General features: G+C 72.4%; 19 protein-coding genes. 6 read left to right on the forward strand and 13 right to left on the reverse strand.

Annotated elements, in window-relative coordinates; genetic code table 11:
• Positions 1-19: 19 nt before the first annotated feature.
• Together ADK36_RS15680 and ADK36_RS15685 are read right to left on the reverse strand one after the other, a co-directional pair.
• On the reverse strand, positions 20-682 hold the full coding sequence (locus ADK36_RS15680) for a response regulator transcription factor (protein WP_003997051.1): 663 nt from the start codon (positions 680-682) through the stop codon (positions 20-22).
• Between the two features lie 210 nt (positions 683-892).
• The gene (locus ADK36_RS15685) at positions 893-1528 is read right to left on the reverse strand and encodes a DUF3000 domain-containing protein (RefSeq protein ID WP_048583746.1); all 636 of its coding nucleotides are present in this window, start codon (positions 1526-1528) and stop codon (positions 893-895) included.
• A gap of 146 nt (positions 1529-1674) precedes the next feature.
• On the opposite strand from ADK36_RS15685, the gene hemE reads away from it, so the two are divergent.
• On the forward strand, positions 1675-2730 hold the full coding sequence (gene hemE, locus ADK36_RS15690; RefSeq protein ID WP_053197959.1) for a uroporphyrinogen decarboxylase: 1056 nt from the start codon (positions 1675-1677) through the stop codon (positions 2728-2730).
• Between the two features lie 6 nt (positions 2731-2736).
• On the opposite strand, the gene ADK36_RS15695 is transcribed toward hemE, so the two are convergent.
• The gene (locus tag ADK36_RS15695; RefSeq protein ID WP_048583748.1) at positions 2737-3561 is read right to left on the reverse strand and encodes a rhomboid family intramembrane serine protease; all 825 of its coding nucleotides are present in this window, start codon (positions 3559-3561) and stop codon (positions 2737-2739) included.
• A 125-nt stretch (positions 3562-3686) separates the two neighbouring features.
• Here ADK36_RS15695 and ADK36_RS15700 point away from each other — a divergent pair, with 125 nt between their 5' ends.
• Positions 3687-4016 carry a hypothetical protein gene (locus tag ADK36_RS15700; RefSeq protein ID WP_048583749.1) on the forward strand — a complete coding sequence of 110 codons (330 nt, stop codon included), beginning with the start codon at positions 3687-3689 and terminating at the stop codon, positions 4014-4016.
• 95 nt (positions 4017-4111) lie between these two features.
• Here ADK36_RS15700 and ADK36_RS15705 read toward each other — a convergent pair whose 3' ends face one another.
• Both ADK36_RS15705 and ADK36_RS15710 read right to left on the reverse strand, forming a co-directional pair.
• Complete coding sequence (locus ADK36_RS15705; RefSeq protein WP_048583750.1) at positions 4112-5521, reverse strand: FAD-dependent oxidoreductase; 1410 nt, start codon at positions 5519-5521, stop codon at positions 4112-4114.
• Between the two features lie 27 nt (positions 5522-5548).
• Positions 5549-6583 carry a DUF4349 domain-containing protein gene (locus ADK36_RS15710; RefSeq protein ID WP_053197961.1) on the reverse strand — a complete coding sequence of 345 codons (1035 nt, stop codon included), beginning with the start codon at positions 6581-6583 and terminating at the stop codon, positions 5549-5551.
• A gap of 161 nt (positions 6584-6744) precedes the next feature.
• On the opposite strand from ADK36_RS15710, the gene hemG reads away from it, so the two are divergent.
• Together hemG and hemQ are read left to right on the forward strand one after the other, a co-directional pair.
• Positions 6745-8205 (forward strand): protoporphyrinogen oxidase, encoded by a 1461-nt coding sequence (hemG, locus tag ADK36_RS15715; protein ID WP_048583752.1) that lies wholly within the window; start codon positions 6745-6747, stop codon positions 8203-8205.
• 5 nt (positions 8206-8210) lie between these two features.
• Positions 8211-8942, forward strand: a complete 732-nt coding sequence (gene hemQ / locus ADK36_RS15720) for a hydrogen peroxide-dependent heme synthase (protein ID WP_048583753.1) — start codon at positions 8211-8213, stop codon at positions 8940-8942.
• Here hemQ and ADK36_RS15725 read toward each other — a convergent pair whose 3' ends face one another.
• The 4 genes from ADK36_RS15725 to ADK36_RS15740 form a co-directional block, all read right to left on the reverse strand.
• A complete protein-coding gene (locus tag ADK36_RS15725) occupies positions 8943-10619 on the reverse strand; it encodes an alpha/beta hydrolase (protein ID WP_053197963.1) in 1677 nt (558 codons plus the stop codon). It lies immediately after the preceding gene.
• Positions 10620-10753: 134 nt separating this feature from the next.
• The gene (locus tag ADK36_RS15730) at positions 10754-11545 is read right to left on the reverse strand and encodes a DUF4142 domain-containing protein (protein ID WP_048583755.1); all 792 of its coding nucleotides are present in this window, start codon (positions 11543-11545) and stop codon (positions 10754-10756) included.
• 283 nt (positions 11546-11828) lie between these two features.
• Positions 11829-13163, reverse strand: a complete 1335-nt coding sequence (locus tag ADK36_RS15735; RefSeq protein ID WP_053197965.1) for a DUF692 domain-containing protein — start codon at positions 13161-13163, stop codon at positions 11829-11831.
• Positions 13164-13332: 169 nt separating this feature from the next.
• The gene (locus tag ADK36_RS15740; RefSeq protein WP_053197967.1) at positions 13333-14064 is read right to left on the reverse strand and encodes an aminoacyl-tRNA hydrolase; all 732 of its coding nucleotides are present in this window, start codon (positions 14062-14064) and stop codon (positions 13333-13335) included.
• A gap of 55 nt (positions 14065-14119) precedes the next feature.
• Here ADK36_RS15740 and ADK36_RS49520 point away from each other — a divergent pair, with 55 nt between their 5' ends.
• Both ADK36_RS49520 and ADK36_RS49525 read left to right on the forward strand, forming a co-directional pair.
• Positions 14120-15037, forward strand: coding sequence for an ABC transporter ATP-binding protein (locus ADK36_RS49520; protein ID WP_048583758.1), 918 nt, complete (start codon positions 14120-14122; stop codon positions 15035-15037).
• On the forward strand, positions 15034-15705 hold the full coding sequence (locus ADK36_RS49525) for a hypothetical protein (protein ID WP_048583759.1): 672 nt from the start codon (positions 15034-15036) through the stop codon (positions 15703-15705). Before ADK36_RS49520 ends, ADK36_RS49525 begins: the two co-directional genes overlap by 4 nt.
• A gap of 66 nt (positions 15706-15771) precedes the next feature.
• On the opposite strand, the gene ADK36_RS15755 is transcribed toward ADK36_RS49525, so the two are convergent.
• From ADK36_RS15755 to ADK36_RS15770, 4 genes are all read right to left on the reverse strand, one after another.
• Positions 15772-16629, reverse strand: coding sequence for a polysaccharide deacetylase family protein (locus ADK36_RS15755; RefSeq protein WP_048583760.1), 858 nt, complete (start codon positions 16627-16629; stop codon positions 15772-15774).
• A 62-nt stretch (positions 16630-16691) separates the two neighbouring features.
• The gene (locus ADK36_RS15760; protein ID WP_159029221.1) at positions 16692-17024 is read right to left on the reverse strand and encodes a hypothetical protein; all 333 of its coding nucleotides are present in this window, start codon (positions 17022-17024) and stop codon (positions 16692-16694) included.
• Positions 17025-17045: 21 nt separating this feature from the next.
• Positions 17046-18434 (reverse strand): PhoX family protein, encoded by a 1389-nt coding sequence (locus ADK36_RS15765; RefSeq protein WP_048583762.1) that lies wholly within the window; start codon positions 18432-18434, stop codon positions 17046-17048.
• A 90-nt stretch (positions 18435-18524) separates the two neighbouring features.
• The gene (locus tag ADK36_RS15770) at positions 18525-19424 is read right to left on the reverse strand and encodes a slipin family protein (RefSeq protein ID WP_048583763.1); all 900 of its coding nucleotides are present in this window, start codon (positions 19422-19424) and stop codon (positions 18525-18527) included.
• Between the last annotated feature and the right edge of the window lie 52 nt (positions 19425-19476).

Genomic DNA, 19476 nt, shown 5'->3' on the forward strand with positions numbered 1-19476 from the left:
TGTCAGGCGTGGGTGGATGTCAGTGGATGATGCCGGTCCGCAGGGCCACGGCGACCATGCCGGCGCGGTCACCTGTGCCCAGCTTGCGGGCGATACGGGCGAGGTGGCTCTTGACGGTCAGGGCGGACAGGCCCATCGAGACGCCGATCGCCTTGTTCGACTGGCCCTCCGCCACCAGCCGCAGCACCTCGACCTCGCGACCGGACAGCTCGCGGTAGCCGCCCGGGTGGCTCGGGGCACCCGGGTGGCGACGGTGCATACGGGCGGCGGCGGCGCCGATGGGAGCGGCACCGGGTCGGGTGGGGAGCCCGACGTTGGTGCGGGTGCCGGTGACGACGTAACCCTTCACGCCACCGGCGAGGGCGTTGCGTACGGCGCCGATGTCGTCGGCGGCGGACAGGGCGAGGCCGTTCGGCCAGCCCGCGGCGCGGGTCTCCGACAGGAGGGTCAGGCCGGAACCGTCGGGCAGATGGACGTCGGCGACACAGATGTCGCGGGGGTTGCCGATGCGGGGACGAGCCTCCGCGATGGACGAGGCCTCGATGACATCGCGCACACCGAGAGCCCAGAGGTGACGGGTGACGGTGGAGCGGACGCGGGGATCGGCCACGACCACCATGGCGGTCGGCTTGTTCGGGCGGTAGGCGACCAGGCTTGCGGGCTGCTCGAGGAGAACGGACACCAGGCCTCCTGGGTGCGGGGACGGCTTTCAAGGTCACAGTCGTCTTCGGCACCAAACCCGTGGCCCTTTAGGGAAAGATCACGATTTAGTGAGTAACAATCGGGGCAATTCGGACGCGTGGTCGATCGTTCGGCAAGCAAAATGGCTCGATCATGGACTGATTCCTGACCGAAAGTGGCCGTATCGACAAAGTGACGGTCAAGTCGCCCGTCAGCGGGATTGCGGGTCGCGGCGCTGCGGCAGCGTCACCACCGAGGCGTCACCCGGGCCGGCCGGCGGCAGACCCGCGACCTGGGCGAGCAGATCGCACCAGGACGCCAGGTGGGCCGCGGTGTCCGGAACGCCGCCCAGGCCCTCGCGGGGAGTCCAGGAGGCCCGGATCTCGATCTGCGAGGCCGCCGGGCGCTCGGACAGACCGCCGAAGTAGTGGGAACTCGCCCGCGTGACGGTGCCGCTCGGCTCGCCGTACGACAGCCCGCGCGCCTGCAGCGCACCGGTCAGCCAGGACCAGCACACGTCGGGCAGCAGCGGGTCGACGGCCATCTCCGGCTCCAGCTCCGCCCGCACCAGGGTCACCAGCCGGAAGGCGCCCCGCCAGGCGTCGTGGCCCGCCGGATCGTGCAGCAGCACCAGGCGGCCGTCGGCCAGGTCCTGGTCGCCGTCGACGACGGTGGCCTCCAGCGCGTACGCGTACGGAGCGAGCCGCTGGGGCGCCTTGGTCTGCTCGACCTCGATCTGCGGCCGCAGCCGACTGCCGCGCAGGGCGTCGACCGCCGCACGGAACACCGGCGGAGCCGTACTCTTCGAATGCCGGTCCGCCTCCCCGGTGCCCTTCGCGTCGTCCATCCCGCCAGTACCGTCCGACAGTCGTTCCTGAGCCGCAGCCATGCCGGGAAGATTAAGGGGAACGGGGGCTTCGTGCAGGGAGGGACACCCGGACAACACGGCAACCCCGGCGTCGGGCCCGGTGCGGCCGTGCGAGACTTGGCCCCGTGAGTGCCAACCAGACGCCGCCGTCCGCCACGTACGACTCCGCTTTCCTCAAGGCGTGCAGGCGCGAACCCGTGCCGCACACGCCGGTGTGGTTCATGCGGCAGGCCGGGCGCTCCCTGCCGGAGTACCGCAAGGTGCGCGAGGGCATTCCGATGCTCGAGTCCTGCATGCGGCCCGAGCTGGTCACCGAGATCACCCTCCAGCCCGTGCGCAGGCACAACGTGGACGCGGCGATCTACTTCAGCGACATCGTCGTGCCCCTCAAGGCCATCGGCATCGACCTCGACATCAAGCCCGGCGTCGGCCCGGTCGTCGAGCGCCCGATCCGCACCCGCGCCGACCTGGCGCGGCTGCGCGACCTGACCCCCGAGGACGTCTCGTACGTCACCGAGGCCATCGGCCTGCTCACCCGCGAGCTCGGCACCACCCCGCTCATCGGTTTCGCCGGCGCGCCTTTCACTCTCGCGAGTTACCTCGTCGAGGGCGGTCCGTCGCGCACGTACGAGAACTCCAAGGCGATGATGTACGGCGACCCGGAGCTCTGGGCCGACCTGCTCGACCGTCTCGCGGACATCACGGCCGACTTCCTCAAGGTGCAGATCGAGGCCGGCGCCTCCGCGGTCCAGCTCTTCGACTCCTGGGTCGGCTCCCTCGCCCCCGCCGACTACCAGCGCTCGGTGATGCCGGCCTCCGCGAAGGTCTTCGAGGCCGTCGCCGCTTACGGCGTCCCGCGCATCCACTTCGGCGTCGGCACCGGCGAGCTGCTGAAGCTCATGGGCGAGGCCGGCGCGGACGTCGTCGGCGTCGACTGGCGCGTCCCGCTCGACGAGGCCGCCCGCCGCGTCGGCCCCGGCAAGGCGCTCCAGGGCAACCTCGACCCGACCATCCTGTTCACCACCCCCGAGGCGGTCGAGGCCAAGACCCGCGAGGTCCTCGACGCGGCGGCGGGCCTGGAGGGCCACGTCTTCAACCTCGGCCACGGCGTCATGCCGTCCACCGACCCGGACGCGCTGACCCGGCTCGTCGAGTACGTCCACACGCAGACGGCCCGGTAGCGGCGCTCACCACGTGTGGGGCCGCGCCCGCCTGCCGAACAGCAGGCCGCCCGGCTCCGGTGGCGGCGGTGTCCCGGCCTTGAGCGGCCAGGCGAGCGCCATGCCGGCCAGGAAGCCCACGATGTGCGCCGCGTACGCCACGGTGCCCGCGTCGGAGACGCCCTCGCCGTTCGAGTACACCGCCTGGAGCACGAACCAGAAGCCCAGCACCAGCCAGGCCGGCAGCCGCAGCGGCAGGAAGACCAGGAACGGGACGAGGACCCACACCCTGGCCTTCGGATACAGCACGAGATAGGCGCCGAGCACGCCCGCGATGGCCCCGGAGGCGCCGATCAGCGGCTCGGCCGAGTCGTCGTTGAGGAACGCGAAGCCGTACGACGCCGCGTAGCCGCAGACGACGTAGAACAGGAAGTACCGCACATGCCCCATGCGGTCTTCGATGTTGTTGCCGAAGATCAGCAGGAACAGCATGTTGCCCAGCAGGTGCAGCCAACCGCCGTGCAGGAACAGCGCGGTGAAGACCGACAGCGCCGGGGACTTGTCGTAGTCCGGCGGGCCGACCACACACCCCGGGCGACCCTGCGGGCCCACGGCGACGTCGCCCGTGGGGACCACGCCCGGCAGCTGGTCGTGGATCAACTCCCTTGGCACCGCCGCGTAGTGGTCCAGGAACGCGTGCAGATGACACAGCTGGGACAGGCTGCTCTCACCGGCCACGGAGCCGGCTGTGCCGGGGATGGACAGGAAGACGAGGACGTTCGCGGCGATCAGCGCGTATGTCACCCAAGGGGTGCGGCGCACCGGGTTCACGTCATGGACGGGGATGACCACGAGGTTTTTCTGCCCGGGATACGTCCGGCGAATCGGTGAACGCCGTCGTTCGCGCGCGCGTATCTGTTCTCAACCGCCCGCGGCACGGGGAAGGCGGGTCGCGGGGTCTACGTGAGGAACAGGCGATGAACGACCGAGTTACTCCTCCGATTCACGCGTTGCCGGACGGGGAGGCCGAGATCTCCGTGGTGGTGCGGCTGCCGTGGGAAGACGTGGCCCGGCTGGGGCAGGAGGCCGGCCGTCTGGCGCAGCAGATGCAGCGGCCGGTCACTCTCGACGAGGCGGTGAGCCATCGGTTGCGCTCCGCGCGGGGGGCCGCGCATGCGAAGCCGGCGGGGGAGCAGCCCGCTGCCGCGATGCCGCCGAGTGTGAGTGCGTCGGTGTCTTCGTTGCCGTCGCGGCCGCCGGCTGAGCAGGCTCGGCAGGCGATCGAGAGGATCAACGGATCCGCCTAGTCGCCGTAGGGGTGTGGGTTGTTCGGCGGGTGCGGGGCCGTCGTGGCTCGTCGCGCAGTTCCCCGCGCCCCTGAGGGGGGTGCCGGCGCCGCCTGTTATGAGGTGCCGGCATTCACCGCCTTTGTCGCCTTCCTCGCCGCTACCAGGACCGGGTCCCACACCGGTGAGAACGGTGGCGCGTATCCCAGGTCCAGGGACACCATCTGCTCCACCGTCATCCCCGCCGTCAGTGCCACCGCCGCGATGTCGACCCGCTTGCCCGCGCCCTCCCTGCCCACGATCTGTACGCCCAGGAGTCGGCCGGTGCGGCGTTCGGCGAGCATCTTGACCGTCATGGAGGAGGAGTTCGGGTAGTAGCCCGCGCGGCTCGTGGACTCGATCGTGGCCGTGACGTACTGGAGGCCGGCCCGGCGGGCGTCCTTCTCGCGGAGGCCCGTGCGGGCGATCTCCAGGTCGCAGACCTTGCTGACGGCCGTACCGACGACGCCGGGGAACGTGGCGTAGCCGCCGGCGGCGTTCGTGCCGATGACCTGGCCGTGCTTGTTGGCGTGAGTACCGAGGGCGATGTGGCGTTCCTGGCCGGAGACGAGGTCGAGGACCTCCACGCAGTCGCCGCCCGCCCAGATGTTCTCGTGGCCGCGCACCCGCATGGCCAGGTCGGTGAGAAGGCCGCCGTGGTCGCCGAGAGGGAGGCCCGCGGCCCGCGCGAGGGTCGTCTCCGGGCGGACGCCGATGCCGAGGACGACGACGTCCGCCGGGTACTCGGCGTCCTCCGTGGCCACCGCCCGGACCCGGCCGTCCTCGCCGGTGAGGATCTTGGTGACCTCGGTGTCGTCGACCATGGTGATGCCCAGGCCCTCCATGGCCTCGTGCACCAGGCGGCCCATGTCCGGGTCGAGCGTCGACATGGGCTCGCTGCCGCGGTTGACGACCGTCACCTCGTAGCCCCGGTTGATGAGCGCCTCGGCCATCTCGACGCCGATGTACCCGGCGCCGACCACCACCGCGCGGCGGCCACGCGTGCGTGTCAGCGTGTCGATGAGGGCCTGGCCGTCGTCGAGGGTCTGCACGCCGTGCACGCCGGGGGCGTCGGTGCCCGGCATGTCGGGGCGGATCGGGCGGGCGCCGGTCGCGATCACGAGTTTGTCGTACGACGTCCAGTACTCGTCGCCGGAATCGACGTCACGCGCGCGTACCCGGCCGCGGGCCACGTCGATCTCCGTGACCTCCGTCCGCATGCGCAGGTCGATGTCCCGGGCCCGGTGCTCCTCGGGTGAGCGGGCGATCAGCTGGTCGCGGTCGTCGACGTCGCCGCCCACCCAGTACGGGATGCCGCAGGCCGAGAAGGAGGTGAAGTGGCCGCGTTCGAACGCCACGATCTCCAGCTCCTCGGCGCTCCTGAGGCGGCGGGCCTGCGACGCCGCGGACATCCCCGCGGCGTCCCCGCCGATCACGACCAGCCGCTCTCGCGGACCCGACACATCCCTCGCAGCGCTCATGTTCATGCGAACACGCTACGAGCGCCGGGCATTTCAGTCGCCCTCGCCGCTCGGTTCGTCGCCCGCGCGCGTGGGCCGAGGTGCCGGGCGGGCCGTCGGCAGCGGACCCAGCGCGGTCGTCACGGGCGCGGGCTCCGGGCGGCGCGGCAGCCGGGGCCGCAGGACCTTCAGCCACAGCAGCACGATCAGCGCGGCCACCGCGGCGAAGGGAAGCACGGCGCCGATCACGACCGCGAGCCAGCGCAGCATCGTCACGAACGCGTCCCAGCCGCCCGCGAGCGCGTCCAGGAAGCCGGGGCCGTCGTCGTCCTTCGCGACCTTCTTCACCGGCGTCTCCGACAGGGAGAGGGTGATGGTGGCCAGGCCAGTGCGGTCCTTCAGGGACGCCTGCTGGGCCAGCAGCGCCTCCAGGTCGGCCTGGCGGGAGCTCAGCTCGCCCTCCAGCGTGACCACGTCGCTGAGCCGGGTCGCCTGGTCCATCAGCTCACGGATCCGGGCCACACTGGCCCGCTGCGTCTTGATGCGGCTCTCCACGTCCACGACCTGGTCGGTGACGTCCTGCGCCTTGGCGCTGCGCTCGATCAGCTTGCCCGCGCCCTCCAGTTCCGTGAGGACCTCGGCGTACCGGTCGACCGGCACCCGCAGGACGACCCGGGTGTGCTCATGGCCCTCCTCGTCGCGTGTGGTGGTCTCGTTGCCGACGTAGCCGCCCGCGTTCTCGGTGGTGGTGCGGGCCTCGTCGAGGGCCTTCGGTACGTCCTTGACCTGCACGGTCAGGGAGGCGGTGCGGATGATGTGGCTCGCGGTGGCCTTGGGCGGCGCGGTCGCCTTGTCGGCACCGGAGGCGCTGCCCGGGGCGCCCTCCTTCGCCCCTGCCTGCGAGTCCGCCTGCGCGGCCTCTCCCGCGGCGGCCTTGCTGTCGCCGCCCGACCCGGAGTCGCCCGAGGCGCTGCAACCGGTGAGTGCGAGGGCGGCGGCGAGAAGGAGGCCGGCCAGGGCCCTGACCGTTGGCACGGATCGTGCGGAACCCGCGGATCGGGTGGATCGTGCGGAACTTCGTGTGCGCATCTGGGCGTACCCCCGAGGGTCGTCGTGACGACTGACGCTTCTTCGACGCCGGGCCCCGGCGGAACGTTTGCGGTGATCGGTCCCGATGCGGTCACGGTCAGGACTCGTGAAGGACACCGGGGCGCGGAGGGACTGTCAGTGGGGTCTGAGAGGCTGTGGACATGCGCGAAGTGGAGACTCGTACGGGCACGGGCAGGGTTGTCGTCATCGGCGGCGGGATCGCGGGGCTCGCCGCGGCCCACCGGCTGCTGGACGCCGGCCGGCGGGTGACCGTCCTGGAGGCGTCGGACCGGGTCGGCGGCAAGCTGCTGCCGGGCCGGATCGCGGGCGTGCGCGTGGACTTCGGCGCCGAGTCGATGCTGGCCCGCCGCCCCGAGGCCGTCGCCCTCGCCCGCGAGGTGGGCCTCGACGAGCGCCTCCAGCCGCCCGCCACCGCGACCGCCTCGATCTGGACCCGCGGTGCCCTGCGCCCCATGCCCAAGGGGCATGTGATGGGCGTCCCCGGCACCGCCGCCGCCCTCTCCGGCGTCCTGTCCGACGAGGGCCTGGCCCGCATCGAGCGCGACGCCGACCTGCCCCGCACCGAGGTCGGTGACGACGTGGCGGTCGGTGAGTACGTGGCGGCGCGCCTCGGCCGCGAGGTCGTCGACCGCCTGGTCGAGCCCCTGCTGGGCGGCGTGTACGCGGGCGACGCGTACCGCATCTCGATGCGCTCGGCCGTCCCGCAGCTCTACCAGGCCGCGCGCACGCACGACTCCCTCACCGAGGCGGTCCGCGAGATCCAGGCCAAGGCCGCCGCCAACCAGCAGACCGGGCCGGTGTTCATGGGCATCGAGGGCGGGGTGGGTCAACTCCCGCTCGCCGTCGCGGAGTCGGTGCGCGCGCGGGGCGGCGAGATCGTGACCGGGGCGCCGGTCACGGAGCTGAGCCGCGAGGAGGCCGCCGGGTGGCGTGTCGTCGCCGGTGACCGTGTGCTGCACGCCGACGCGGTCGTCGTCGCCGTACCCGCCGCCGCGGCCGCGACCCTCCTGCACACCGAGGCCCCCGAAGCCGCCACCGAGCTGGACGGCATCGAGTACGCCTCCATGGCGCTGATCACCCTCGCCTACCGTCGCGCCGACACCGACCTGCCCCCGGGCAGCGGCTTCCTCGTGCCGCCGGTCGACGGGCGCACCATCAAGGCGTCCACGTTCGCCTCCCAGAAGTGGGGCTGGATCGCCGACGAGGACCCGGACGTGGTCGTGCTGCGCACGTCCGTCGGGCGGTACGGCGAGACGGAGATCCTGGGGCGCGACGACGCCCAGCTCGTCGACGTCTCCCGACGGGACCTCCGGGCGGCCACCGGCCTCGACGCCACCCCGCTCGAAACCCGCGTCACCCGCTGGACCGACGGCCTGCCCCAGTACCCGGTCGGCCACCACGCGCGCGTGGCCCGCATCCGCGAGCACGTCGCCAAGGTGCCGGGCCTCGCCGTGTGCGGGGCGCAGTACGACGGCGTGGGCATCCCGGCGTGCATCGCGAGCGCGTACGCGGCCGTGGACCAGCTGGAAGGCGATCTGCGGGGTGTGGAGGAGCTCACCGCCAACCCGGTGCAGAGTCTGCACGGCGGAGCGGGAGAATAGGGGACATGAGTGACGACGCCTCCACCACCGAGTCCGGCAGGATCCCGAACAAGGGCAAGCTGGCCAAGGACCTCAACGAGGTCATCCGCTACACCCTCTGGTCCGTCTTCAAGCTGAAGGACGTGCTCCCCGAGGACCGCGCGGGCTACGCCGACGAGGTCCAGGAGCTGTTCGACCAGCTCGCCGCCAAGGACGTGACGATCCGCGGCACGTACGACGTGTCCGGGCTGCGCGCCGACGCCGACCTCATGATCTGGTGGCACGCCGAGACCAGCGACCAGCTCCAGGAGGCGTACAACCTCTTCCGCCGCACCAAGCTGGGCCGCGCCCTGGAGCCGGTCTGGTCGAACATGGCGCTGCACCGCCCCGCCGAGTTCAACCGCTCGCACATCCCGGCGTTCCTCGCCGACGAGACGCCGCGGAACTACGTCAGCGTGTACCCCTTCGTGCGTTCCTACGACTGGTACCTGCTGCCCGACGAGGACCGCCGCCGCATGCTCGCCGACCACGGCAAGATGGCCCGCGGCTACCCGGACGTCCGCGCCAACACGGTCGCCTCCTTCTCGCTGGGTGACTACGAGTGGCTCCTGGCCTTCGAGGCCGACGAGCTCTACCGCATCGTCGACCTCATGCGCCACCTGCGGGCTTCCGAGGCCCGGATGCACGTCCGCGAAGAGGTGCCGTTCTACACGGGGCGCCGGAAGTCCGTGGCCGAGCTGGTCGCCGGGCTCGCCTGATCAGTGCGGGAGCCGGGCGGTCGCGGCCTCCTGGGGCCGGCCGCCCGGCTTCGTCGCGCCCGCCCGGTCGCCCAGCTTCTGCTTCGCCCGGTCGTCGCCCGGGCGCTCCGGCTTCGGCTCGGGGTGCGCCTCGCACGAGGCGCGCCGGACCGGGAGACGGCCCTCCAGCAGATAGGCGTCGACATGGCCGTTGACGCAGGCGTTCGGGCCGTACGCGATGCCGTGCGTTCCGGCGTCCCGTTCGGTCACCAGGACCGAGCCCGCCAGGCGCCGGTGCATCTCCATCGCCCCGTCGTACGGCGTGGCGGCGTCCCGCTCGGCGGCCAGGATCAGCGTCGGCGGCAGCTCACCCTGCCCGGTCCGCACATCGAGGGGCTTCTGCCGGGGCGCCTGCCAGTAGGCGCACGGGAGGTTCATCCACGCGTTGTCCCAGGTCTCGAAGGGCGCCACGCGCGCGAGCCGCGTGTTGTCCCGGTCCCAGACCGCCCAGTCCGTCGGCCAGGGCGCGTCGTTGCACTCCACGGCCGTGTAGACCGCGCTGGAGTTCTCCTGCTCGGCCGCCGCCTCCTTCGCCGGCGCGGCCAGCTCGACCAGCGCTTTCGGGTCGCCCTTCAGGTACTCCGACAGTGCCTTCGCGCGCGACGGCCAGTAGTCGTCGTAGTAGCCGGCCTGTAGGTACGCCTCCTGCAGCTGCCCCGGCCCGACCTTCCCGTCCGCCGGCTCCTCGGCCAGCCGCGCCCGCACCTTCTCGTAGCTGAGCAGCACCTCCTCCGGGGTGTCGCCGAGCCCGTACACGTCGTCGTGCTCGGCGACCCACTCCCGGAAGTCCTCCCACCGTCCCTCGAACGCGGCCGACTGGGCGAGGTTGTTGCGGTACCAGATCTGCGAGGGGTCCGGGTTCACCGCGGAGTCGAACACCATCCGCCGTACGTGCGAGGGGAAGAGCGTCGCGTACAGCGCGCCGAAGTAGGTGCCGTACGAGGCGCCCATGAACGTCAGTTTCGACTCGCCCAGCGCGGCACGCAGGACATCCAGGTCACGGGCGTTGTTGAGGGAGTTGTAGTGCCGCAGCGCGCTGCCCGTGCGCTCGGCGCAGCCGCGTGCGTAGGCCTTCGCCCGGGCGATGCGCTCCTTCTTGTACTCCTCCGAGGGGTGCGTCGGCGCCTGCGCCGGGCCCTGGACGAGCTTCTTGGGGTCCTGGCAGGACAGCGGCGCGGAAGGCGCCACTCCGCGCGGGGCGTAGCCGACGAGGTCGTACGCGGCAGCCAACCGCTTCCACTCGGGCAGCAGGCCGATCAGCGGGAAGTGCAGTCCGGAGGCGCCCGGTCCGCCCGGGTTGTAGACCAGGGAGCCTTGCCGTGGCACCCGGTGCTTGCTGTTGTTCGGGTCCTTGTGCGTGGCCCGCACCCGGCTGACGGCGAGCTTGATCTGCTTGCCGTCGGGACGGGTGTAGTCGAGCGGGACGGACACCGTGCCGCACTGCATCTTGCCCGGCAGCTCCTGCTCCTTGGCGCAGTTGCCGAAGGCGATGCCGGCCGCCTTGGCGCGCGCGGCGGCCACTCCGGCGCCTTGCTGCTCGGCCGTCCCCGGGGCGGCCCCGGTGCTGCCGGCCGGGGCGGCGGACAGGGTCGTCAGGAGCAGAGCCCCCGCGGCCGAGTAGAGGGCGGCAGCTCTCATGGCGTATCCCTTCGCAGCACGGCAGCAACAAAAGGGATATTTCGTTCGTCTGTTGATGAAGGCAAGCACCATCCCGCCGGTGTCGCCGCAATGCCCCCTATGCGTCACCGAGCTCAGGGCTCAGGGGCCCTCGGTCACACGGCCGGGCCGGGATCCTCGGGTGGGCGGCCGGTGGCGGCCGGCGGCAGGGTGTAGCTCGGCGTCGGCGGCGGAGTCATCGGGACGGCCGGGGCGGGGTCGGCCGTCGGGCCCGGCGGGCCGGGGGGCGGCGTCAGCGGAGGGGTGCTGTCGGCGACCATGTCGCGGGCGAGGCTGTCGAAGTCGACGTAGCCCGTGGCCTCCAGGACCGTGATGTGGTCCAGCACCGTGGTGTTGGCGTCGTCGGCGAGCTTGCGTACGAGGGAGTTGCGCGTGCCGGCCCGCACCTGGGCGACCACGGAGAACACCTTGCCGTGCGCCAGCCGCAGGATGTTCGCGAACTGCCGGTCGTACTCGACGCCCTGGGCCGAGCTCAGCGTCGCCAGCCACTCCTGCTGCTGCTCGGTCGGCTCGTTGGGCAGCGCGAGGCTGAGCTTGGCGGCGACGTCGCGCACCCGCTCGTCGAGGAACGTGTGCCCCTCGATGAGGTGCTGCCCAGCGGTCCGTACGGCCGGAGTCGTGCCCTTCTGCTGCGCCTGCTGCCCGGCGGGCAGCTCCCACAGTCCCGCCAGCCGGACCTTCGTGATGAAGTCGCGGTCGAGTGCCGACAGCGGCCCGTACCCGGTCGGGACGGTCTCGGCGTTGAGCGTGTCCAGACCGGTCCCGGACCGGTCGGCGTACGACCAGATCGGGAAGATCATCGCCAGCAGCGTCACCGTCAGGCCCGTGATGATGATCCCGGTGCCGCTGAAGATGCCTCGGCCGTTGATGGGCGGTCGCGGTCGCATGGTGCCTCCTGTTGCGGCACCGCACGTTAGTGCGCTTCGGGGATGGGGTTGGCATATTACTTCGGAGTACCTCGGCATCTACGCCAACTGCCGTACAGGAGCGAATGGTTGCAACCAGGGTGGATACGGGCGAATGGGGGAGCGGGGGTGGGTGGCATACGGCGGCAAAGGGGGCGGAAACGGGTGAGTCGCCGGTGTGGCGGGCGGCGGGTGTTAAGCCCGGCACACTCGGCGGGGCGGCGGCGTCCAGCGCGGGAGCGGCAGCCGGCGTAGACGGTGCGGTTCAGCGTCGCAGCAGCACCCGGCGCGTGGCCCGGGCCAGCCGCACTCCCGGCCGTCGCGAGTGCGGCCTCGGTCCCGACCGCTCCAGCCACCACTCCCGCAACCCCGCCCGCACCCGCGCGTCTTCGAGCCGCCCCTCGGCCAGCAGATATCCGGCGAAGTCCAGCGCGTCACGCCGATAGCCGTCGGTCATCGGGTGCCCATGGCTGTACGCGAGGAAGGCCCGCCGGTACCCGTCCCCGAGGATCACCGGCAGCTCGGGCGCGACCTTCGCCACGACGTCCGCCCGCTTCCCGGCGAGCGCCCGCGCCTGCACCCCGAGCCGTACCCGGTCGAACCCCTCCGGCACGGGCGTACCGGCGACGAGCGCGGACAGCAGGGCGGCCTGTGCGAGGGCGAGGCGCTGACGGGCGGGGTCGAGTTCCCCGGCCCGAGCGGCGCCCGTCCCGGCCGCCGCTTCCCGCGCGGCCCCCTCGGCGCTCGCCCCCGACCCGGTTGCCGGCCGCTCGGCCGCCCCCTTCTCCAGCGCCCCCCGGATCGCCCCCAACTCCCGCTCCAGCTCGGCCGGTTCCGGAAAGTTCTCGTCCCTCTCCAGCAGCACCCCCGGCGGGGACACCCGGGACGCGAGGTCGGTCAGGACATCCAGGACCGGCTGGGGGACGGCATGGGCGTGGCTGTCGTGCCAGACGCCGTCGCGTTCGAAGCCGCCCGCGACATGGACGTACGCGATGGCCTCCAGCGGCAGCTCGGCGAGCGCCTTGGCCGGGTCCTCGCCCCGGTTGACGTGGTTGGTGTGCAGATTGGCCACGTCGATCAGCAGCCGCACCCCGGTGCGGTCGGCGAGTTCATACAGGAACTGCCCCTCGGTCATCTCCTCGCCCGGCCATGCGATCAGCGCGGCGATGTTCTCCACGGCGAGCGGCACGGGCAGGGCGTCCTGGGCGATACGAACGTTCTCGCACAGCACGTCGAGGGCGTCCCGGGTGCGGGGGACCGGCAGGAGATGCCCCGCCTCCAGGCGCGGGGACGCCGTCAGCGGCCCGCCCGCCCGTACGAACGCGATGTGCTCCGTGACCAGCGGCGACCCCAGCGCCTCCACCCGCTCGGCGAGCGCGGCCAGCCGCTCGGCGTCGGGCCGCTCCGCCCCGCCGAGGCCGAGCGAGACGCCGTGCGGGATCACCGTCACCCCGCGTTCCCGCAGCCGTACCAGGGACTCGGGCAGATGCCCGGGGCAGACGTTCTCGGCGACGGCCTCGACCCAGTCGATGCCCGGCATGCGCTCCACGGCGTCCGCGATCTCCGGACGCCACCCGATCCCCGTGCCCAGTCGCTCCATCGTCCCCTCCTCGGCCTGCTCCGTGTCGGATGTGACGGAGGTATGGCCCCCGCACCGGGAGCCGAACCACTCGGGGGCCACCTTCAGAGCAACATTTGAGGTTGCGACCGGCGCCCCGCACACCGCGAACGGTCACTGCAAGGACGTACGCGCCGGGCGCCTGGGATGTTCAGGCGCCCGGCGTCCGCCGCAGCGCCGGATGGTCGGCGACGACGGTGCACGAACCGGGCGCGATCTCGGTGAAGCCGGCGTCCCGCACCAACGGCAGCCCGGCGCTGGTCAAGTCACCCCAGTGGCCCGGCTCCGCGGTCCGCACGGCCAGCGGGAACCCCGCGTCGCGCCAGGCGGCCCGCTCCTCGTCCGACAACTCCCACCAGGCGAGCTGCGCCGCGTGCCCCGTCTGCGCCATCGCCTTGCCGGCCGACATGTCGAGCTCGGGATTCAGCCAGAGCACGGGCGCCGCGGGATCGGCGTCCACGGGCGGCTCCGGGTCGTCGAGATCGGTGCCGGACACCTGGAGCTTCGCCAGCTCCTTGGGCCAGCCGTCCAACGGCACGGGCGGGAACACCCGCACCTCGGCCGACTTGCCGGTGACGGTGATACCCGGCAGCGCTTCCGCCCGCCGCCACTCGGCTCCGCGGGCCCGCCGTACGACTTTCCGGATCCGGGCGTCCTGCCAGTCCCGCATGGCCTCGGCCCACTCGCCCTCGCCGGCCGACCGCTCGTCGCCGAGGATCACCAGCACGGCGCGGGCGGCGGTTTCCAGCGCGTCCGTACGGGCCGGGGGAGCGGCCCGCTCGACGCGGACGACGAGCGGCAGGACGAACTGAGGTGCCTCGTCGCGCGTCGAAGGCTCGGTACGAAAGGGGCTGTCGCCGGGAACGGTCGGATCACTGGTCACGTCCTCCAGTCTGCCAGGCGGAAGATCCGTTCCGCGGCGAGAGAGGATGGGCCCCATGCAACGTGATCTGCGTCTGGACAACGTGGGCCGCCGCTACGGCCTGCGCGGTCCTTGGGTGTTACGTGGTGTCGACCTGGCCGTGGCCCCCGGCGACCTCATCCGTGTCGAAGGCCCCAACGGCACCGGCAAATCCACCCTCCTCCGCCTCCTGGCCGGCATAGACGCCCCGACCGAGGGCCGTATCACCGGCCGCCCCCGCACGGCCTACGTCCCCGAACGCTTCCCGACCGCGCTCCCCTTCACCGCCGTCGGCTACCTCACGCACCTCGGCAAGGTGCACGGACTCTCCCGCCCCGCCGCCGCCCGGGCCGCCCTGGAATGGCTCGACCGCTTCGGCGCCGCCGCGTACGCCCGCACGCCCATGGCCCAGCTGTCGAAGGGCAGCAGCCAGAAGGTCGCCGTCGTGCAGGCCCTTCTCGCCGAACCGGAGCTGCTCATCCTGGACGAGGCGTGGACCGGCCTCGACGCCGCCGCCCGGGAGGAGCTGGAGCGGGCCGTCGCCGAACGCACCGCGGACGGCACCGCCGTGGTCTTCGTGGACCACGACCCGAGCCGCCTGGCGGGGGCGCCCGACGCGACGTACACCGTGCGGGACGCGGGCCTCGACCTCCGTACGGAGCGGGTGGCCGCGGACCCCGCCGGCCCGCACGTGATCGTCGTCGCCCAGGGCCCGCACGGCGCGCACCTCCCCGTCGACGCGACCCGCACGGTCATATCCGTCGAGGAACCCGCCCCCGGCACCCACCGCCTCACCCTCCCCGCCTCCCACTCCGACGTCCTCCTCCGCGCCCTGCTGACGGCCCGCCCGCCCTGGCATGTGGTGAGCGTGGCCCAGGAGAGCGCGAGCCAAGAGAGCGTGGGCCAGGATCCGGCCGCGACGGAGCCGGCCCCCGACACCGAGAGCCGCCGATGACCGCCCTTCTCAGCTACCAGGCAGCCCTGTTGATCCGCTCGCAGCGCTGGCTTCCTCCCTTCATCCTGTACGCCGCGTTCCTCGGCATCGGCGTACAGGGCGGTCAGCCCATCCTCGACTCGCTCGGTTTCACGGCCGCGGCCCTGCTGCCCGTCGCCGCCTGGCTGGTGCGGATCTGCGTGACCAACGAGCCGACCGCCGCCCGCAGTTGTGTCTCCGCGGCGGTCGGGCCGGGGCGGGCGCACCTCGCCGCGCTGCTGGTGGCGCTGACCGCCGCGGCGGCCGTGGGCGTGGTCGCGACCGTCGTCGTGACGCTCATCAGCGACCCGGTGAGCGCGGATCACGAGACGCGCGTACCGCGGCTTCCGGCGGGCGCGGCCGGGCTGCTCGCCACGCTGGCCTGTGCCCTGCTCGGCACGGCCGTCGGCGCCCTCACCACCTGGCCGCTGCTGCGCTCGACCGGCCGCGCGGTCCCGGCGATGCTGCTCGCCGCTCTGCTCGCCGTGGTGGTGACCGGCTCCCCGGCGCAGGCGGCCGTCAGCGGCCTGGTCACCGGCTCCCGCTCGGGCACGGTCCCCCTGCCCCTGCTGCCCCTGGCGGCCGCGGCCCTGCTCACGGCGGCGGCGACCGCCGTGGCCTGCGCGCTCACGTCCCGCAGATCACCCTGAACAGGCCGTGCGCCGCACCTCCTGCCACTCGCACACCGGGCAGAGCGTGATCCCCGTGTACGAGCCTCAGCCCCGCCCGCCGACCGCCCCGGCAGCGCCGATCAGCTTGGACACCTTCACGAACCGGAAGCCCTTCGCGCGCAGCTCGGGTACGACGCGCCGGACCACCCGCTCGGTCGTCGGAGCCGCACTGAGCGTGCAGTGCAGGACCACCACGGACCCGGGCCGCACCCCGTCCAGCACCTCCTGGGCGACCGCGCGGGCGTCCGTAGCGAACGCGTCCCCGCTCACCACGTCCCACTGCACGGCGGTGACGCCGGCCGGGAGCAGCGCCCTCAGCGCCCGCCGGTCGTAACAGCCGCCGGGAAACCGGAAGTACGGCATCGCGTCCCGGACCCCCACCCTGCGGAACGCGGCATACGCCCGCTCCACGTCCGCCCGCATCCGCTCCTCCCCGAGGGTCGGCAGTCCGTAGCAGTCCTCGGTGAAGGCGTAGTGGCTGTACGAGTGGTTGGCGACCTCGAAGAGCGGGTCCCGCCCGATGGCCCGGGCCTGCCCCGGATACTCCTCGGCCCACCGCCCCGTCATGAACACGGTCGCCGGCACCTTCAACTCCCGCAGAGCCGCGACCAGCCCCGGATTGTCGAACCGTTCCCCCCGCGCCGCCCGCGTCCCCTGGTCGGCGGTCATATCGGCGTCGAAGGTGAGCGCGACGGTCTTCTCCCGGGTCTCAGGGCGGCCGTGCTCGAAGACGGGGGTCAGGCCGGCCGGGCCGGGGGCGAGGGTCGGAGGCCCGGCCGAGGGCGAGGTGGCGACGGTGGTGCTGGGAGCCGGGTGGGGAGCGCGGGTGGTCTCGGGCGACCCGCACGCGGCGAGCCCGCTCAGGGCGCAGACTGCGGTGATGCGTCGTACCAGTGTGATCACCGCATGACGATATGGGGATCAGATGGTCATATCGGCGCATGGGCGGGTGTGCCGGGCCCGTGTCACCCGCCCGGCGGGACCGGGCGCTCGGCGCAGAAGCTCAGGGCGCGGGTCGGCGAGCCGGCGGCCACCACGAGGGGGGTGCGGCGCCGGGGTCCGCCCACCCCCGCGGGGGCCGGGGGGCGTGGGGTGTACTCGGGCGAACCGGCCAGTTCACCGGTGGCCGTGAGGGCCGTCGTGCCCTGGAGGGCGGCGATGCCGAAGCCGGTGAGGACCGTGCCCCCTCGGGGTGCAGGAGGAATGTCGGCGCGACCTCGCGGTGGCACCGTGTCGCGAGCCCGCCACACGGTGCCCGTGCCCCCGCTGCCGCGCCGTTCCACTGGCTGTCTGCGCACGTGGCGGCCCGACGGGGGCGGCTACCTGCGCCAGGGTCCCGTCACCGCGAACGTCGTGCCCGGTGTGTAGCAGTTGACGTACATCGTCCTGCCGTCCGGCGAGAAGGTGACCCCGGCGAACTCGCCCCACTCCGGCTCCTGCGGGGTCCCGATGGCCTGGGCGTTGCGGGCCATCGCGTACACCTCCCCGCGTCGCGTCACGCCGAAGACGTGCTGGGCGCCGTTGCCGTCCTCGCACACCATCAGGCCGCCGCTGGGCGCGAGGCAGATGTTGTCGGGGGACTCGCCGGGGAGCTGGAGGTTGGTGTCGGGGCCGAAGACGATGACCAGGGTGAGGCGGCGCTCGGAGGGGTCGTAGCGCCAGATCTGCCCGTAGTGGTCCGCCGCCGAGCCCTCCGCGCTGCGGGCGAAGGAGGAGACGAAGTAGACGCAGCGGCCGCCCCAGTAGCAGCCCTCCAGCTTCTGTGCGTGGGTGATGCCCTTCGGGCCGAAGTCCTGGTGGCGGATGGGGGTCTGCGCGGCGAGGGGGTCCGGTACGTCGACCCACTCGATGTTCTCGAAGGTCGCGCCGGTCTCCTGGATCGAGGAGAGGTCGGGGACGCCGGGCACGCGCATCGCCTGGAGGCGGCCGCCCGCGCGGAGGGTGCCCAGGCCGCCGTGCGGATGGTGGGGCAGGAAGCGGTAGAAGAGGCCGAAGGGCTTCTCGAAGGCGTCCTCGGTCTCGTAGACGATGCCGCGCCGCGGGTCCACCGCGATCGCCTCGTGCTGGAAGCGGCCCATCGCGGTCAGCGGGACCGCGCCGGAGCGGTACGGGTTCGCCGGGTCGACCTCGAAGATGAAGCCGTGGTCCTTGGTGTACCCGTTGGTGCCCGCCCGGTCCTCGGTCTCCTCGCAGGTCAGCCAGGTACCCCAAGGCGTGGGCCCGCCCGCGCAGTTGACGGCGGTACCGGCGATGGCGACCCGCTCGGACAGGACCCGGTTGCGGGAGTCCAGCGCCAGCGCCGTACAGCCGCCCTTGCCGGCGGGGTCGTAGGTGAGGCCCTCGACCGTCGGCACGGGAACCCTGCCGTCGGCGCGGTTCTCGTGGTTGCGGACCAGGTGGACGCGGCCGTGCCGGCCGGGCAGGGCCGTCATGCCGTCGTGGTTGGAGGGCACCAGGCCCTCGCCGGAGCGGAGCTTGTCGCCCTCACGGGAGAGAACGCGGTAGGAGAAACCTTCCGGCAGGTCGAGCAGGCCCTTCGGGTCGGGGACCAGCGGGCCGTATCCGGTGTGGCCGAGGTTCTGCGCGGCGGCGGTGCCCGCGAAGAGCTCGGTGAGATTGCCGGCGAAGGCGATCGAGACGCCCAACGCGCCGGTGCGGGCGAGGAGTTGACGACGTGACGTACGGTCGGCGGCGGTGTGCTCGGACATGGGACAACCTTCCTGCTGGCGGACAGGAGCTGTGACCCCGCCGTGTCTATCACTTGGTGCGAGTCGCGGGAACCACGCGCGTAGCGTGTGTCACTTCTGAAGGGGCTGTCCGGGGGTGTCCGGCTCGGACTCCGGGACCGGTTCCGTGCGGGTTTCCCGGACGGGGTCCGCGACGGACTCCGCGACGGCGATGTGCTCGGAGGTGGGTGCGACCGCGTGGTCCGGCGGTGGCTGTGCCCCCCGCTCCAGGAACCGCAGCAGTTCCACCGGGATCGGCAGCACCAGCGTGGAGTTCTTCTCCGCGGCCACCGCCATCACCGTCTGCAACAGCCGCAGCTGGAGGGCGGAGGGCGCGTCGGCCATCTGGTGCGCGGCCTCGGCCAGCTTCTTGGATGCCTGGAGTTCGGCGTCGGCGTTGATGACCCGGGCCCGGCGCTCGCGGTCGGCCTCGGCCTGCCGGGCCATGGAGCGCTTCATCGACTCCGGCAGGGACACGTCCTTGATCTCGACCCGGTCGATCTGCACGCCCCAGCCGACGGCCGGGCTGTCGATCATCAGCTCCAGCCCCTGGTTGAGCTTCTCGCGGTCGGACAGCAGATCGTCCAGATCGCTCTTGCCGATGATCGAGCGCAACGACGTCTGCGCCATCTGGGAGACGGCGAAGCGGTAGTCCTCGACGTTGATGATCGCGGCCGTCGGATCCACGACCTTGAAGTAGACGACCGCGTCGACCCGCACCGTCACGTTGTCTCGGGTGATGCCCTCCTGGGCGGGCACCGGCATCGTCACGATCTGCATGTTGACCTTGTGGAGCCGGTCCACCGCGGGCACGAGCAGCATGAACCCCGGATCGCGCACACGGCCCCGCAGGCGTCCGAGCCGCAGGACCACCCCGCGTTCGTACTGCTTGACGACCCGTGCGGCGGCCGCGACGTACACCGCTCCCGCCGCGCAGACGCCCGCGGCCACGCCCAGCAGCTCCTCGACCATGACGACCTCCTCAAGGAGGGGCCCGTTCGTGTGCTCCTGTAACGATATGCCC

Source organism: Streptomyces viridochromogenes, assembly GCF_001270495.1.
GTDB classification, from domain to species: domain Bacteria; phylum Actinomycetota; class Actinomycetes; order Streptomycetales; family Streptomycetaceae; genus Streptomyces; species Streptomyces viridochromogenes_A.